Genomic DNA, 16454 nt, shown 5'->3' with positions numbered 1-16454 from the left:
CATGAGGAAAGGGTGCCTCATCATTCGCTGCCCTCGCACAACAGTAGATGTCACGTATCATTTACATCAAGATACTTTTCATATAGCTTAATACTTCTGGCAGAGCGGCACAGGGGTTCATCGTGCAACGCCCTCCTCTCAAAGCCTGCGCTGTTAGGTGACGCACTCGAGCATGAGACGGATTTCCCGAGAACGTTTGACAGACGTACCAGATCGTCTGTTTGCATATCGTTAATACGTGAGGCGGCGCAGTCAAGCTGTCGAACAGGAACTGAACATGTCCACTTCGCAGATATTCGCTTTTGATAAATGGATCAGAAGCCGTTTCAAGGACCTGAACACTGAACTCGAGGAGTTCTACTTCGGGCTGGAGAATCCCGCTGCCGTCGAAGGCCACTGCGAACAGACGAAAACTGCGTTGTGTGATGAGGGCCGAGCGCTAATTGCGTCGGCGCTCGAAGCAGCCACCCTTCCGACGGATGAGGAAGCTGCCTACGATATCCTCGGAAACATTGGTTTGTACATGGCAGCACTTCGCCGTCATGAGATGACCAATCCTGATCGCGAGCAACGCTCTCCTTTTCCGGAGGCAAGTGCGCTCGCGCAAAAGCTCGCCGTGGGGCTCGGCGTCATGCCCCGATTTGCGACCGCCCACGTCAACCTGCGCAACCTCGCTCACAGCGGCTATCACAAGAGCTTCACCTGGCTGAAGGACGAGCAGATATTCATCACCTACAACTGCTTGAGCATCCTTGGATACATCCGGGCCGCCGACGTGCTTCGTCGGATCGTTCCGCTAGGCGTGACTCATCCGGTTTCCGTCTATCTGTTGCAGGAAGCCAGGCGCGCGTTGCTGGACGTTGCTGCGCACAACAAGGAACTGGACGAGAAACTCGACGTGCGGCGGTTCTTCTACAACATTCGCCCCTACTTCAAAAGCTACCGCGTTGGACGCACGGAATATCGTGGCGCCAACGCAGGCGATTTCGCTGCGATCAACGAGATTGATCTTCAGTTGGGTTTGTGCCGGACATCGGATGCCAGCTATGCATCCGTGATGCTCGAAAAAATAGCGTTCATGACAGCAGAGGACCAGCAAATCCTTCAGCGCGCGAGTCGACGCACGAGTCTGCTTGACTGCTGGCTTGCCCAGTTAGATCAAGGACCGATAGGACGGGCACTTCAACCTTCGCTCTCCGCATTCATCTCGGTCTGCGAGGCACACGGTTTCACCGCGGCTCAGCACCACGATCTTTTCGTCAAGCGTTTCATCGAAGCGCCAGCCGTGGCCTTGGAGGAGCGCGATCTAAAGCAGATTACCGCGAGCGGTCCGCCACTGCAGGTTGTTGTCAATGCGCTCGCGGCACTTCGCGACAGGCGTCTTGCCGTAGATCGGGACGACATCGATACACGTCATGCAGATCTTGAGCGACTACGCGCTGCAAGTCGGCAAGCAGTTATCGGTCGATAAGTCTGATAGTCGTGTAGCAGGTCTGGCACAAAGCCATCCATATATGAAACAAAAGAAGTGTATTAAATGAAAAGAAACGTTCGGAACGGTGGGGCAATATTGTTGTTATGCGCGCTAACCTCTTTGAGCGGAGTGACAGCGTACGCCGCCGGCATGCAGCAGCAGGAACCACACAAAGCTTCTGGCCGACCTATGACGCCCTGTTCGCCAAAGCGAAGTACATCGATCTGACACACGCCTTTAGCCCTCGAACACCGCTAGGCCCTGACTTCGGTCCGTTGGAGTTCAAGACCGCGCATCTCCATGGCTCCGACAAGGATGTAGCGTTTGATTATCCAACGGTAGACGCGGCAATCACGGCCTATGAGTTGAGCACGGATCAGGTTGGCACCCAACTCGACCCGCCCGCGCACGGCAATGCTCACGGAGCAACAATCAACGAATTCCCGGCGATCGTACGTCGCGGCCTCTGGTTGTCACCAACATGGTCGATAAGGTCAAGGCCAATCCCGCTGTCGTCGCAACGATGGACGACATCCGCGACTGGGAGAAAAAGTATGGCCGTATTCCTGCAGGTTCCGTGGTGATGTTCAGAACGGACTGGTCAAAGCGATGGCCCGATCCGGCGAGCTTCAATGCGAAGCCCTTCCCTGGCATCGGACTCGACGTGCTCCAGTTCCTTCACATGCAGCCACATGTCCTGTTTCATGGTCACGAGACATACAGCCCGGACATGAGCCCGACGTATGAGACCGAGAAATGGCTGTTCAAGCACAACTTTGCTCAGGCCGAGGGTGTTGCCAATCTCGATCAGGTACCTGAGAGCGGTGCACTGATCGCCATCGGCTTTGCAAAGCCTGAAGGTGGAACCGGTGGTTTCGCTCGCTATGTTGCGATTGCGCCCGCAAGCTGGCCACACGGTGTCACTATCGATCAAGCGTCAGGTGCGCCGATGCCGACTCACACCAAAGCATTGGCTCGCGATGCCGATGGGATTCTCGACGAGCCACGATAGTCGCGGATTTAACTCACCCGCGGACACCGTCGATCTCGCGGGCAGCCACGTCTTCGTGCCATGCCGAAGGGACATATTGCTCTCGCTTTGGAACCCCGAGATGAAGCTCAATCGGTATCGTACTGTGTCATTTGTCGAGATGAATTCAATGAAGGACGTTCATCAACCCGCGGAGTTCGCGTATCTCATCACGTCCGGCGTTCGTCCGCCACCTCAGCGCTCACGCTTTCCAATGGGCGGTGTTGCGCGTTCCCTGCGAACCCCCGCGTTACCTTTCGTCCGCGCGTTGTGGAGTGCTATCGCCCGTGGGGGCGCTGTCACGTTGTTGCGCGCGCAATGAGAAACTGGAAAGGCAGTATGACTTTGCGTGAGGTAGGGGCTGGCCCGCGGTGGGGAAACTGAACGCGGGTTAGCATTGCTGCCAGAGCCGCACGGACGTGGACTGGGCCGCGTCCCGGCGATTTCCTCCATGGAGGCCAGCATGCGAAACGATAGCACGGTGTACGTTGGACTGGATCTTCACAAGGACTCGATCACGGTCGCCTACGTGATCGACGCGGGCGAGGTCGAACTGCTGGGCAAAACCGGCACGAGTGGGGCCGACATTGACCGGCTGTGCACGCGGCTGCAATCCAAAGCGCCGCACGTACGCGTCACGTACGAGGCTGGTCCGTGTGGCTACGGGCTGTACCTTCAGCTCGTCCAGAAGGGTTTCGACTGCATGGTCTGCGCACCGTCACTGATCCCGCGCAAGCCGGGCGAACGCGTGAAGACTGACCGGCGTGATGCCATCAAGCTGGCGCGCTCGCTGCGCGCGGGCGACCTGTCGGCCGTGTACGTGCCTGGAATTGAGGACGAGGCATTCCGGGATCTCGCCCGCGCATGGGCGACAGCCCGTGAAGATCTGCGGCACGCACGGCAGCGACTGAAATCGTTCCTGCTCGCGCATGGCGTTCGCTATACCGGCAGCGCAAACTGGGGCGAGGCGCACCGTCGCTGGCTGGGTCGCTGTTCGTTTCCCAGCGCCTGGCAGCACCTTGCCTTTGACGAACACCGGCGCACGATCGAGGACCGGCTCGCACAGTGCGCTCGTCTGGAAACAGCCCTGCGCGAAGCAGTGATCTCCTGGCGGTTCTATCCGGTGGTGCTGGCCCTGCAGGCCATGCGGGGTGTCCAGTTTGTTACTGCCATCGTGATGCTTTCTGAACTCGGCGACCTGTCCCGCTTCGAACATCCGCGTCAGCTGATGGCCTGGCTTGGTGTGACGCCATCGGAACATTCGTCGGGAGGCAAACGCCGGCTGGGCAGCATCACCAAGATCGGCAACAGCTACGCCAGAAGGTTGCTGGTCGAGGCTGCATGGAGTTACCGTCACCCCGCCCGCGTCAGTCCGGAAATCCAGGCCCGCCTTGAAGACCTGCCCAAGGCCATCATTGACCGGGCCTGGGACGCCCAGGTACGGCTGTGCCGACGATTTCGCCGGCTGAGCGCACGCGGCAAGCCGATCAACATCACGGTCGTGGCTATTGCACGCGAGCTGGCTGCATTCATGTGGGACATCAGCCGGCTGGCCATGTCGCTCGCCATACCACGCAGCGAATCGCCTGCATCCTGCCGGTGACTGTTTTGAAAACTGAAGGAATTTCCTGAAGGCGGCGCAGCCCGACACCCGGACAACCCGCGATGGTATTTCGCAACGAGCATCACCGATTTGCGGCGAAAGTTAGCGGCAGGCTCATGAGGCGGACCTCTGTAATGCGGTACCCAACCCGCGCATATCAGTGTGATTCACCGTTGACGTTACTGCTGCGCCGCCCTCAGGAAATTCATGCATCGATACAACAACCTGAAAACCAACTCCGATTGACACGCAAAGTCATATCAATACCACCGAACCGCGTGACTGATGATCGACCCGGGGAAACGATGACCATGGTAAAGCGATTTTGGTGTCTTCATCACGCGATCTTAGCCGTCTGCGCTGTGAATTTGACAGCGCCCCGTCCCCGTGAATGCGCCCGCTCAAGCGATGATGTTTCTGATCGCCCGGGACACCTGCACTGTTCCAGCATTTTCGCCGATCTCTGTACATCGACACCACGAATCAGGCCTCACATAATCCGGCAACCCATCCTCGGTTGCCTGTCATGAAAACATTCCCGGCATTTCGCGCTGCAGCTTGCCACGTGGCACCCTGTTATTTCGATTCCGCCCGCACGATCGACAAGGCTTGCGCACTAATTGCGGAAGCGGCTCATCACGGCGCGGAACTGATCGCGTTCCCCGAAGCGTACGTATCAGCGTTTCCGGTCTGGTCCGGCGTGTATGCGCCAGTCGACGTGCACGATTTCTTCTTCAATCTGGCTGCCAGTGCCGTCGAAGTCGACGGCGCGGAGGTCCGTCGCATCCAGGATGCTGCACGCCGTCACCGTGTGTTTGTGTCGATCGGCATCAACGAGGTGTCGCCGGTGAGTCCCGCCTGCATATGGGACACGAACCTGCTCATCGGCGATGACGGCAAGTTGCTGAATCGCCACCGCAAACTGGTACCGACCTATTGGGAGAAGATGACGTGGGCGAACGGCGACGGCAGCGGTCTGCGCGTCGTCGATACCCGCATCGGCAAAATCGGTGCGCTGGTGTGCGGCGAAAACACCAATTCGCTCGCGCGGTTCTCACTGCTTGCGCAGGGCGAAAACGTGCATGTCTCGTCGTTCTCACCGCGCTGGCCGACCCATCCGCCCGGCGAGGCGGGTTACGATCTCGAGGCCGCCATCCGTCTTCGTGCCGGCGCGCACGCATTCGAAGGCAAGCTATTCAACATCGTCGCCTCGGGCTTCCTGCCGCCCGATGCGATCGATCTCATTGCCCGGGACAACAGCCGCGCGAGGCAACTGCTCGATGAGTCGCCCAAAAGCGTTTCGATGATTTTTGGGCCGGATGGACGCGTGATCAGCGATACGCTGCGCGATGACGAAGGCATCGTGTATGCGGACATCGATCTCGCCAAATGCGTCGTGCCCAAACAGTTTCAGGACGTCGTCGGTTACTACAACCGCTTCGACGTATTTCGCCTGAACGTCAATCGTCGGCCGCTTACGGCAGCCGAATTCGACGACGGCGACACGCCGGTTTCGCCTCCTGACCATTCGCTCGATGCGGGTCCACTCGACGACGTCGCGCTTCGACCCGGACCGGAGCGCTGAATCATGCGCGTCATCGATCTGTACAGCGACACGAAGACGACACCGACCGACGCCATGCGCGCCGCGATGGCGCGGGCCGAGGTCGGCGACGAGCAGGCCGACGAAGATCCGACTACGCGCGCGCTGTGCGATCGGGTGAGCGCCGAACTGGGTTATCCGAGCGCCGTATTCATGCCGTCCGGAACCATGTGCAATCTCGTCGCGACGCTGGTTCACACGCGTCCCGGCGACGAACTGATCGCCGACGCCGAATCGCACATCTGCACGACGGAAGCAGCGGGCGCCGCGGCAATCGCCGGTGCGGCCGTCAATCCCATCAGGACCGCGGATGGCGTTTTCACCGCCGACGAATGCCGCTCCGCGATCCGCGCTCCGAGCAGAACTGCGCCGCGTTCCGCGATGGTCTGCATCGAGCAGACCACGAATTTCAGCGGAGGCGCCATCTGGCCGCTGGACACGTTGCGGCAGGTGCGCGATGTCGCGCTCGATGCCGGACTCAGAACCCACATCGACGGAGCCCGGCTACTCAATGCTAGTTGCGCGACAGGCATCGCGCCGCGCACCTACACAGAGGGCTGGGACTCTGCGTGGATCGATTTCACGAAAGGACTCGGCTGCCCGGTCGGCGCGGTGCTCTGCGGCAGCGAGTCGTTCGTGCGCGACGCGTGGGTCTGGAAATACCGGCTGGGTGGCGCAATGCGGCAGTCCGGTGTGCTGGCGGCCGCCGCGCTGCATGCACTCGATCACCACGTCGAACGTCTTGCTGACGATCACGCGAATGCTCGACTGCTGGTCGAACTCCTCGAAGCGCAACCGTACTTCTCGTTTTCCGCAGCGAAGCCAGCCACCAATCTGATCCTGTTCGCCCTCCGCGGCCTGTCTGTCGACGCCGACCAGTTTGTCCGCCACGCGACGCAGGCAGGGGTGCGCATCCGGGCGCTGCCGAACGGCAAGCTGAGAGCGACCACCCATCTCGGTGTGACGACCGACGATATCGCCCGCGCGGCAGCGATCCTGATTGCGACCGCGCGGCGCTACGCGGCATAGCTAGCTAGCGATTGGCGCCGGTCGTCACGACAGGTGCCCGCTACCGTTTCATGCAAAGGATCGACCACGTGAGCACCTCCGCCCAATTGTTTATCGTCGACGTATTCACTCAGCACGCGTTCGCAGGCAATCCGGTTGCCATCGTGATTCCCGACACGATGCCGTCCGACACTCGCATGCAGGATTTCTCGCGATGGATCGGCATGCCGGAGACGGTGTTCGTGTTGCCCACCACGCAGGACGAACGGGCGGCCTACAGCGTGCGGATCTGGTCGCCGCGGTGCGAGCTGCCGTTCGCCGGTCATCCGTCGATAGGCACCGCACACCTGTTGCTGGACCACAATCGAATCGACGTGAGCCGCGGTCGATTCATCCAGGCGTGCCCTGCGGGGCTGATCGACATGCGCACGGAGGAGGTCGTCAGTGGGAAGCGGCGCGTGTGGTTTACGACCCCACCGGTCACGGTGCGGCCCCTCCGCGACGACGACGCGGAGGCGATCGTCGCGGCCCTGGGTCCGGTCGCGGAGTCGTCACGCGTGTTCATAGTCGAAGCCGGAGCGAAGTGGCTGGTTCTGGAGCTACCGGATGCCGTCGACATCGATCGTCTTGAGCCGGTTCCAGACGAACTGGACAGGCTGAGCCGGCTGCACGGCGCGATCGGCGTCACGGCTTTCGGCAAGACGCGATTCGACGCCGCCACTGACTACGAAGTCCGTTCGTTCGCCCCTTCCATCGGTGTGCCCGAAGATGCAGTGTGCGGCGGCGGCAACGCGTGCGCCGCCGCGCTGTGCGCATGGCTGAACAACTGGCGTCCCGGCTCTGCAACGCAAGTCGCAAGCCAGGGCATGCATCTGGGGAGATCGGGGCGCATCTTCTGGAAAGGTCCGGACGCGGCTCATCGGATCGAGATCGGTGGCTGTGCGATCATCGTCTCGGAAGGCAGCCTCCGGCTATGACCCAGTTGCTATTGCAACGCCGCGTCGCATTGCGGCCTGCGCGACAGCCGCGTTTCTGGACACGGCTCGCGCGCGCATCGATGTCCGCTCGCTTCCCATCTGTTCTATCGAAAAGGGTGAGTGCTGTTCATAGACGCTCGCTTGCCTGCGGCGCAATATCGGATGCAACAGGCAAGCGCTGTTCGTGTGAGCGTGGTGATTCAGCACACACCGGACTTGCCTCCGAATAGATCAAGCAGGACTACGTCTTATGAATTTGTTTCGTGCTTCACGCATCATTTCTTTGCGCCGTGCGTTTCGCCGCTCCAGCCTCGCGTTGACACTGTTCTGTTCGCTGGCAGCGCACCCGGTCGACACACTCGCCGCCCCACTCGCATCCCGCTTGCCGCTAATCTCGACCCTGCCGCTCCCGAGCGTCAGCGCGGCGGCGTGGCTGCTCGTCGACGGCGAATCCGGGCAGATCCTGCTCGCTCACAACCCGGACCTGCGACGCGAGCCGGCATCGCTGACCAAGTTGATGACCGCTTACGTCGTGCTGAAAAAACTGAAGCAGGGCTACATGGACTGGGACGCGATGCTCGTCGTTCCAACCGACGTCGATCGCATGGGCGCCGACGAATCGCGCATGTATCTGCGCGGTGGGCAGTACATCAGCGCGAGGAACCTGCTAAACGGATTGATCGTCGTCTCTGCGAATGACGCGGCGCTGACGCTCGCCGACCGGTTCGCCACCAGCGAGTCCGCCTTCGTCGACGAAATGAACCGTACCGCGCAACAACTCGGCATGACCGGCACGCATTTCAGCAGCCCGTCTGGCGTAGGCGATAACTACACAACTGCACGCGATATGGCGATGCTCTCGCTGCGACTTATAACGGATTTCCCGGACTTCTTCCGGATCTCGTCGCAGCAGCGCTTTTCGTTCGGGCAGTTTTCGGCGCCGAACCAGAACCCGCTCGTCAGCATCGATCCATCGATAGACGGGCTGAAGACCGGTCACACCGTAACCGCGCAGTACTGCATCGTAGCCACTGCGAACCGCGCGCAGCCGGCAGCACCGTTCAAGCGCCGGATATTCGCCGTCATTCTGGGCGCGCCGACGCGGCATCTGCTGATGATGTCCGCACGCACGATGCTCGACACCGGCTTCAGCGCTTTCGACGACGTCGAACTGGCCGGTGCCGGAACCACAGTCGGATCGATTCCGGTCGCGCAGGGGGAGACGTCGACGATGCCGGTCGTGCCGACCGTGCCACTCGTCGTCACTGTCGCGCACGGTCAGCCGGTCGGGAAACTTACGATTCGCAGCGACAACCCGCCGGTCGCACCGGTCGCAGGCGGCCAGGTCGTCGCACGTTATCTGCTGCGTACGGCCTCGGGCGAAACAATCGGCGGCGATCTAGTCGCCGCGATGGCGGTCCGTCGCGGCTCGCTACTCCGGCAAATGATCGACGGTGTGTCGATGCGAATCACCGCATGGAGCCAGCTCGTCAGCAACGGCCTGGCCGGACTGCTGGGTGTAACCGGCGTGCGGCCATCACCTCACTAGGTCGGCGCACTGGAAATGACACCCCAGTCGATCTCATTTCATCGCTCGACGGTAACAAAGCCTGCGCTGCCGGCATGGCGCTCGCATGTTGTCCTGTTCCTCATCTCTATGGGTTTCATTGCGTTGTTCGTGCGCGCATTCTGGGTGCAATGCATCAGGAGCGATTTCTACATACAGCAGGGGCGCAAGCGCTACGAGCATGCGGTCGAAACAGTCACGGTGCGGGGCCGCGTGCTGGACCGCAATGGTTCGATTCTGGCAATCAACGAACCGGTTCAGGATATCTGGATCGTCCCGTCCGAGTTCCGTCAGGCGACCGACAACGATCGCAGATCGATTGCCTCTCTACTGAACATTCCGGAATCGGAACTGTCGATCAAAGCGCACAGTGACAAGAAATTTCTATATCTGCAGCGCCAGGTTGGAACCGAATCTGCTACACGGATCGCTACGCTCTCGGTGCCGGGGGTGCATATGACAGCGGGGGTACGGCGCTATTATCCGGGCGGCAGCGATTTCGCACAGCTAGTCGGTTTCATCGGCCTGGATGGTCATGGGCTGGAGGGAGTCGAAATGGCGAGCGATGGCACGCTGACAGGAACGCCCGGCAGGCGGGACATCATCGTGGATCGCCTGGGACGTCCAGTCGAAAACGTATCGCCCCCTTTGCCGGGTAAACCAGGTTCGGACATTGCATTGTCCATCGACCGCCGCATCCAGCATCTCGCGATGATTGCCGTGCAACGCTCTGTCACGCGTTTCGCGGCCGCTGCGGGCTGCGCGATCGTACTCGACGCGCGAACGGGCGAGATCCTCGCGCTGGCCAACGTGCCCACCTTCGATCCAAACCAGGAGTCCACGGCGTACGACGACCGTTTCAGGGATCGCGCGCTCTCCGACGTCTTCGAGCCTGGCTCCACGATCAAGCCCGTTACGGTAGCACTCGCGTTGGAAGAACACGTCGTGACTCCCGATACACATTTCGACACGTCGCCCGGAGTCCTGAAGATATACGGCAGCTTGATTCACGACACGTCAGACCACGGAGATATCTCGGTCACGCAGATCGTCGCTAAATCAAGCAACATCGGCATGGTGAAGATCGCGGGGAAATTGTTACCGAAGGACATGTGGCAAATGTTTCGATCGTTCGGTGTGGGAGAGCGACCTATCGCAGACTTCCCTTCGGCTGAACGGGGCACCCTGCGTCCCGCGCTCCGCTGGAAGCCGATAGAACAGGCAACCATGGCCTATGGCTACGGGCTTTCCGTCTCCCTGTCCCAGCTTGCCGACGCCTATACGGTGTTCGCACATGACGGCGTGCGCCAATCTTTGTCACTGCGGCGTATCCCATCGCCACGCGAAGGCGTCAGTGTGATCTCTCCGGACACTGCGCGGGAAATCCGAAACATGCTGGAGGCGGCTGTTGCGCCGGGCGGCACGGCCGCCATCGCGCGGCTTCCGGATTACCGGGTCGGCGCCAAGACCGGTACAGCGCGTAAGCAGTCCGGCATAGGGTATGCACGTGGCAAGTATCGTGCAGTGTTCGTCGGAATGGCTCCTATGAGCGATCCGCGCCTGATCGTCGCCGTCATGATCGATGAACCCTCCCGCGGTTCCTACTATGGCGGCCCGGTCGCAGGTCCGGTATTCGCGGAAATCATGGAGAACTCGCTCCATCTGCTCGGCGTCCCGCCTGATCTTCCGCTTGCGAAACACCCCTGATCAACGCTATTGCGCCGACAGACGGGTACACGCACGAAAACTTCAACGATCTGGATGTTTATATGTTGAAACGACGCTTCTCTCGACGTGATCGCGACACGCGATCCACGGCACCTCCCCATTCAAACGTGTCCGACACGGATCGCGAGCAGACAGAACGTCCAGCCATCGCAAAACCGCGGGCCTCGCGATTGCGCCGACACTCGCTCCAGATCGCGGGACTGTGTGTCTCGTTCGCGATGGTGGTTGCTCTCCTGCTCTGTTATGTCGTCATCGTTCTCTATCCGCAGTTGCCGCCCGTGAACATCCTGACCGAGTTCCAGCCGACGGAACCACTGCGCGTCTATACCGCAGACAACGAGCTGATCGCACAATACGGGATCGAGCGGCGAATTCCGCTGGATCTCGGGCAGATTCCCACTGTGATGCAACACGCAGTTATCGCGACCGAAGACGCGCGTTTCTACGAACATCACGGCGTCGACTTCATCGGACTGGCACGTGCCACGCTCGCCGATCTAACGCGGGGCGGCAAGGAACAAGGCGCCAGCACGATCACCATGCAGCTCGCCCGCAATTTCTTCCTGTCGAGCAACAAGACCTACACGCGCAAGGTCTACGAGATCCTGCTGGCGATCAAGATCGAATCGATACTGACCAAGCAGCAGATCCTGCAGCTGTACATGAACCAGATCTATCTCGGTGAACGCTCGTATGGTTTCGGCGCGGCGGCGAAGGCCTATTTCGGAGAGAATCTCGCCGACGTGACGGCTGCACAGGCAGCACTGCTTGCCGGTTTGCCGAAAGCACCGTCGGCCTACGACCCCGTCGAGAACCCCGAGAGAGCCCGGCGCCGGCAAATCCTGATTCTCGGACGAATGCATGAACTGCACTACCTCGATGATGCGCAATATCAGGCGGCGCTAGACGAGGCGCCCTACGCCGGCCCCCCGCCCTCCGAGTTGCCCGTGCACGCGGACTACGTCGGCGAGATGGTACGGCAGGCGATGTTTGAGCAGTACGGAGAGGCCGCATACGAGCGCGGCTTCCGGGTGTGGACGACCGTCCGGGCTGCAGATCAGCGCAGCGCCTATGCGGCGGTGCGCAGCGGTGTGCTCGACTACAGCCGCCGTCGTGGATACACGGGACCGGAAGGATACGTCAACGCCGAATCAGTTCCTCCTGGCGCTCCCGGTACGACGGCATTCGCAGTCAGCGTCGAGAACGCATTGAAAACGCGTCCCACCATATCCGGTTTGGTCGCCGCAGTCGTCGTGTCAGCAGGTGAACATCAGGTGATCGTGCAAGCTCGCGCCGAACAGAAAATTGTAGTTGCAGGCTCCGGACTCGACTTCGTCAGATCCCGGACCCGGTCGAGGTCCGTTCTCGCGGCCGGACTACGTCCCGGCGCGATCGTGCGCATTGCCACCGATGCCAAAGGGCAAGCAACCATCACGGAGCTCCCCTCCGTCGAAGCCGCGCTGATTTCACTCGCCCCGCGGGATGGTGCCGTGCTCGCACTGGTGGGTGGCTTCAGTCTCACGCGTAACAAGTTCAATCACGTCACGCAAAGCTGGCGGCAACCCGGATCGTCGTTTAAGCCGTTCATGTACTCGGCCGCGCTGGAAAAGGGCCTGGCGCCCGCCACCATCGTCAACGATGCGCCGTTCGAAACCGTCGGTGCAAGCCCGGGCGCGCGCGTGTGGCGCCCTAGGGAGGACGGTGCGCTGCTGGGGCCGATCACGCTGCGGGAAGGTTTAGCCAAGTCCAAGAACCTCGTCGCGATACGCGTGCTGGATGCGATCGGCCCTGACTACGCAAGACAGTATGTCGTCGACCGCTTTGGTTTCAGCCCGGACAGGATCGTTGCGGATCTGCCGATGGCACTGGGCGCGGGCTCCGTCACACCGCTCCAGATGGCGATCGCCTATTCCGTGTTCGCGAACGGCGGATATCTGGTCCGTCCGTACCTGATCGAACGAATCGGCGATGCAAGCGGCAAGCTCCTGTTCGAGGAACATCCACTGGTTGCGGGGCAAAACGCACCGCGCACGATTTCGGCCGCCAACAGCTTCATCATGACAAACCTCCTTCAGTCGGTCGCGCAGCATGGAACGGGCTCGGCAACGAACGCGCTGCATCGAACCGATATCGCGGGCAAAACCGGTTCTACGAACGACTATCACGACGGCTGGTTCGCCGGATTCCAGCATTCACTCGTCACCGTAACGTGGATGGGGTTCGACGAACCGCGAACTCTTGGACCGCACGAATACGGGTCGCACACCGCACTACCGATCTGGATGCAGTATATGCAAGGCGCACTGCAATCCGTGCCTCCATTCTCTGAAGATTTGCCGGCTGACGTGGTCGCCATCGACGGCGAGTTATTCGAGGCAGAGCATGTCCCCGGCAACGGTTTCGTCCCTGGGATCGGCGTCCCTGGGATCGGCGTCACGCAGGCCGCGGCGCCTCCAGTGGCCGCCGATGGAGTCGCGGCGCCGGTGCCTAGCAATCCTTCCGCGTTGCGGGTGAGTGCGGCCGAACGCGACAGAATCCTCCGGTATTTCGACGCACCCTAGTTCCTCCGCCATGTTGGCGTACGACCAACAGACGTCCGGCACCGGGTACGATGCATACATATCGCTCAAACTAGCCCACGCTCCTCCGCCATGCTTCCAACGGAACATTTCCTCCATGTGTCGCTGGCCGCTACGCTCGAAGCAGAAATCGAGCGCGGCATGTGGTCGCCCGGCCAGCGCTTACCGTCGGTCCGGCAACTCAGCCATGCGCAGCGCGTCAGCGTCACGACTGCGCTGGCCGCCTATCGTCTGCTCGAGGACAAACGGCTCATCGAAGCGCGTCCTCAGAAGGGCTTTTACGTCCGCGCCGAAGTCCGTCCGCTGACCGCCCCGGAACGCATCGCGCTGCACGCGGAACGCGCGGACGAGTCGCTGACGCGCGAGACGCTGAACTGCCTTGATACGACAGCGAATCTGGTGTCCTTTGGCACCGCGCTATGCGGAAAGGAGCTTTTCCCGATCGAGGCGCTCTCGCGCTGCATTTCGTCAACCGCGCGCAAACATTGCGAACTGCTGGCCGAAGTTTCTTTTTCTCCCGGATCGAGGCGCTTGCGCGAAAGTCTCGCCACCCATGCGTCCAGCTGGAATTGCCAGTTGAGTGCCGACGACGTTCTCGTGACCAACGGCTGCGTCGAGGCATTCGGCCTGTGCCTGCAAGCGGTCGCGAGAGCTGGCGATGCGATCGTTGTCGAATCGCCAGCTTACTACGGGTTCCTTTCGACCATCGAACGGCTCGGCATGACCGCACTACCACTTGCATTCGCGCCCGATCCCGCGCGTGCTTTTTCCGACATCGCCCGGTTATCGAAGGAACGTCGCATCGGTGCGTGCTTGATGTCGACCTGTGTCAGCAATCCGGGGGGCACCGGACTGACGCTCGATATGAAACGCGAGCTCGTCGATCTGCTCGAGCGTAGCCAGATCCCGCTGATCGAGGATGCGACATTCAGCGATCTACACTTTGAATCGACACAGCGCGCGGCCAGATCGTACGATCGCACCGGCAATGTGCTGTTGTGCAGTTCGCTGTCGAAGACGTTGTCGCCCGGATTGCGGATCGGCTGGGTCTCCGGCGGCCGCTATCACGACGCACTCGTGTCGCTCAAGCGAACCATGAGCATCGGGCAGCCGTTGCTGATCCAGGAAGGCGTGGCTGAGTATCTGCGCACCGGTGGCTACCACCACCATTTGCGTCAGTTGCGCAAGCACTGTCAACTTCAGGTCGAGCAGACTGCACAGATCGTTCGGCGTCACTTTCCATCGGGCACGCGATTCTCGTTACCGAACGGCGGATACCTGCTTTGGATCCGTCTGCCTGACACCGTCCTCAGTACCTCGCTTTATCGGCGCGCGTTCGACGCAGGCGTCACCGTTGCGCCCGGGCCGATGTTTTCGCCCGATGGAAAATATGAAAACTTCATCCGACTGAACTGTGGAGAGCGGCTAGACGCCAGCAGACAGGGCGCACTGCTGAGACTGGGAGAGTTAGCGCACGCGCTGGTCGGCAGCCCTCCTGGGCAGGGGGGACACATCGTTCGGTAACGGAACGTCGGCGCTGGGCGGCCGCGTCCAGTCGCAACCAGCAGCGTCGAAGCGCGGCAGTTTCTTGGCGTGCGTTTCGTCCCGAGTCGGGCAGTCAAAAAGCGGAAGATTCAACTCTGTTTTACGAACGTTTGACACTCAAATGCCCCGGCGCATCAATTGAGCCCTTCATCCGCTATGACGGCACTGTCACGTTCGCAAAGCGGTAGGCTAAGATGGCGTCATGAAGAAAACGAAATTGCTTTATCACGGCCACCGGTTTCCGGCATCGGTCATCAGCCACGCGGTGCGCGTGGTACTACCGCTTTCAGCTCAGTCTGCGCGACATGGAGGAATTGCTGTTCGAACGTGGCGTGACCGTGAGCCATGAATCGATCCGGCGGTGGGTAGACAAGTTCGGTGCCGGCTTCGCGCATCAAGTCAAGACTGCCCGCCGCAAGGCCGGCACTACGTGGCATCTCGACGAGGTGTTTGTGACGCTGCGCGGCGAGCCTTACGTGCTGTGGCGCGCCGTCGACCAGCATGGAGTCGAACTCGACACACTGCTGCAGAAACGGCGCGACAAGGCAGCAGTGAAACGCTTCTTCAAGCGGGTTCTGGCGAGCAGTGCTGAGGTCCCGAAGAAGATCGGGACCGATCAGCTGCGCAGCTACCCGGCCGCAAAAGCGGACATCCCGGAACTGGCGAACGTAAAACACGTGTTCGTAAAAGCCTGCGCGCGCGTCAACAATCGCGCAGAGAACAGCCATCAGCCCACACGTGAACGCGAGCAGCGCATGAAGCGGGTCCGGCATCCCGAACGCACGCGGGTCTTTCTTTCGTGCTTCGGACTGATCCGGCAACACTTCGCACTCAAGCGGCATCTGCTGCGCGCTTCGCTTTGTCGCAAACAGCTCGCCGCGCGATTCGATGCATGGCGTCTTTTCACTGGCATCGCCCAAGCTCCGTCCAGTGGGTTCTGAGCGCCGTATACGCTTGCCGATCTCTCATCTCTCCAGCGGCAACGTGACAGTGCCGGCTGCGGGCCAAGCTCAAACAGCAACGCTTTGATTTATATAAATATAAGACCGGGACCGGACCGCTAACAATTGTCACGCTTGGAGGCCGCTACCGCCGTAAACGGAATCAAAATCACGGGCCCCTCTGTTCTATCGATTTTTTCCACCACTGTCTATAGACGCGCACACGTCCGCAACCCAGTATCAGGTCTGCCTACTGAACAGATCGTATAGGATTACGAAATATGACTTTTCCTCATGAATCGTTCGTGCCGCCGCTGAGACAGGCAATCCTCCATGCCGACGTCGCGTTAATGCTGGTAGGGTCGCTAACTGCTTACTCGACCTTCACTCGCGCCACCG

11 protein-coding genes and 2 pseudogenes are annotated in these 16454 nt (G+C 60.6%); 12 read left to right on the top strand and 1 reads right to left on the bottom strand.

Annotated features, from left to right (window positions below; genetic code table 11):
* The first annotated feature begins 277 nt into the window (after positions 1-277).
* The 4 genes from ACREXZ_RS27605 (at position 278) to ACREXZ_RS27590 (ending at position 4107) form a co-directional block, all read left to right on the top strand.
* Entirely contained in the window at positions 278-1471 is a 1194-nt protein-coding gene (locus tag ACREXZ_RS27605; protein ID WP_431767309.1) for a monodechloroaminopyrrolnitrin synthase PrnB family protein, read from the top strand.
* 107 nt (positions 1472-1578) lie between these two features.
* The gene (locus tag ACREXZ_RS27600) at positions 1579-2058 is read left to right on the top strand and encodes a cyclase family protein (RefSeq protein ID WP_431767308.1); all 480 of its coding nucleotides are present in this window, start codon (positions 1579-1581) and stop codon (positions 2056-2058) included.
* The gene (locus ACREXZ_RS27595) at positions 1956-2486 is read left to right on the top strand and encodes a cyclase family protein (protein ID WP_431767307.1); all 531 of its coding nucleotides are present in this window, start codon (positions 1956-1958) and stop codon (positions 2484-2486) included. Before ACREXZ_RS27600 ends, ACREXZ_RS27595 begins: the two co-directional genes overlap by 103 nt.
* A 481-nt stretch (positions 2487-2967) precedes the next feature.
* Positions 2968-4107, top strand: a complete 1140-nt coding sequence (locus tag ACREXZ_RS27590; protein WP_431767306.1) for an IS110 family transposase — start codon at positions 2968-2970, stop codon at positions 4105-4107.
* Positions 4108-4370: 263 nt separating this feature from the next.
* On the opposite strand, the pseudogene ACREXZ_RS27585 reads toward ACREXZ_RS27590, so the two are convergent.
* A pseudogene (locus ACREXZ_RS27585) lies at positions 4371-4445 on the bottom strand (IS6 family transposase); the annotation flags it as partial.
* 188 nt (positions 4446-4633) lie between these two features.
* Here ACREXZ_RS27585 and ACREXZ_RS27580 point away from each other — a divergent pair.
* The 8 genes and pseudogenes from ACREXZ_RS27580 to ACREXZ_RS27545 all read left to right on the top strand — a co-directional run bounded on the left by ACREXZ_RS27580 (position 4634) and on the right by ACREXZ_RS27545 (position 16055).
* Positions 4634-5692, top strand: coding sequence for a carbon-nitrogen hydrolase family protein (locus tag ACREXZ_RS27580; RefSeq protein WP_431767305.1), 1059 nt, complete (start codon positions 4634-4636; stop codon positions 5690-5692).
* 3 nt (positions 5693-5695) lie between these two features.
* Entirely contained in the window at positions 5696-6739 is a 1044-nt protein-coding gene (locus tag ACREXZ_RS27575) for a threonine aldolase family protein (protein ID WP_431767304.1), read from the top strand.
* A gap of 11 nt (positions 6740-6750) precedes the next feature.
* Positions 6751-7695 (top strand): PhzF family phenazine biosynthesis protein, encoded by a 945-nt coding sequence (locus tag ACREXZ_RS27570; protein ID WP_431767303.1) that lies wholly within the window; start codon positions 6751-6753, stop codon positions 7693-7695.
* A gap of 250 nt (positions 7696-7945) precedes the next feature.
* Positions 7946-9244, top strand: coding sequence for a D-alanyl-D-alanine carboxypeptidase family protein (locus ACREXZ_RS27565; protein WP_431767302.1), 1299 nt, complete (start codon positions 7946-7948; stop codon positions 9242-9244).
* A gap of 15 nt (positions 9245-9259) precedes the next feature.
* On the top strand, positions 9260-10969 hold the full coding sequence (locus ACREXZ_RS27560; protein ID WP_431767301.1) for a peptidoglycan D,D-transpeptidase FtsI family protein: 1710 nt from the start codon (positions 9260-9262) through the stop codon (positions 10967-10969).
* 62 nt (positions 10970-11031) lie between these two features.
* Positions 11032-13551 carry a penicillin-binding protein 1A gene (locus ACREXZ_RS27555; RefSeq protein WP_431767300.1) on the top strand — a complete coding sequence of 840 codons (2520 nt, stop codon included), beginning with the start codon at positions 11032-11034 and terminating at the stop codon, positions 13549-13551.
* Positions 13552-13641: 90 nt separating this feature from the next.
* The gene (locus ACREXZ_RS27550; protein ID WP_431767299.1) at positions 13642-15093 is read left to right on the top strand and encodes a PLP-dependent aminotransferase family protein; all 1452 of its coding nucleotides are present in this window, start codon (positions 13642-13644) and stop codon (positions 15091-15093) included.
* Between the two features lie 223 nt (positions 15094-15316).
* Positions 15317-16055, top strand: a pseudogene (locus ACREXZ_RS27545) (IS6 family transposase).
* Positions 16056-16454 lie beyond the last annotated feature (399 nt).

It is taken from the genome of Paraburkholderia sp., from assembly GCF_050742655.1.
Taxonomy (GTDB): domain Bacteria; phylum Pseudomonadota; class Gammaproteobacteria; order Burkholderiales; family Burkholderiaceae; genus Paraburkholderia.
Note: the sequence above shows the minus strand (reverse complement) of the source record. Positions and strands in the feature narration are given on the sequence as shown.

Excerpts from the sequence above, each read along its gene's own strand:
- ACREXZ_RS27565 (WP_431767302.1), top strand. The coding sequence starts at position 7,946 with ATGAATTTGTTTCGTGCTTCACGCATCATTTCTTTGCGCCGTGCGTTT.
- ACREXZ_RS27550 (WP_431767299.1), top strand. The coding sequence starts at position 13,642 with ATGCTTCCAACGGAACATTTCCTCCATGTGTCGCTGGCCGCTACGCTC.
- ACREXZ_RS27555 (WP_431767300.1), top strand. The coding sequence starts at position 11,032 with ATGTTGAAACGACGCTTCTCTCGACGTGATCGCGACACGCGATCCACG.
- ACREXZ_RS27560 (WP_431767301.1), top strand. The coding sequence starts at position 9,260 with ATGACACCCCAGTCGATCTCATTTCATCGCTCGACGGTAACAAAGCCT.
- ACREXZ_RS27595 (WP_431767307.1), top strand. The coding sequence starts at position 1,956 with ATGGTCGATAAGGTCAAGGCCAATCCCGCTGTCGTCGCAACGATGGAC.
- ACREXZ_RS27590 (WP_431767306.1), top strand. The coding sequence starts at position 2,968 with ATGCGAAACGATAGCACGGTGTACGTTGGACTGGATCTTCACAAGGAC.
- ACREXZ_RS27600 (WP_431767308.1), top strand. The coding sequence starts at position 1,579 with ATGCGCGCTAACCTCTTTGAGCGGAGTGACAGCGTACGCCGCCGGCAT.
- ACREXZ_RS27605 (WP_431767309.1), top strand. The coding sequence starts at position 278 with ATGTCCACTTCGCAGATATTCGCTTTTGATAAATGGATCAGAAGCCGT.
- ACREXZ_RS27575 (WP_431767304.1), top strand. The coding sequence starts at position 5,696 with ATGCGCGTCATCGATCTGTACAGCGACACGAAGACGACACCGACCGAC.
- ACREXZ_RS27580 (WP_431767305.1), top strand. The coding sequence starts at position 4,634 with ATGAAAACATTCCCGGCATTTCGCGCTGCAGCTTGCCACGTGGCACCC.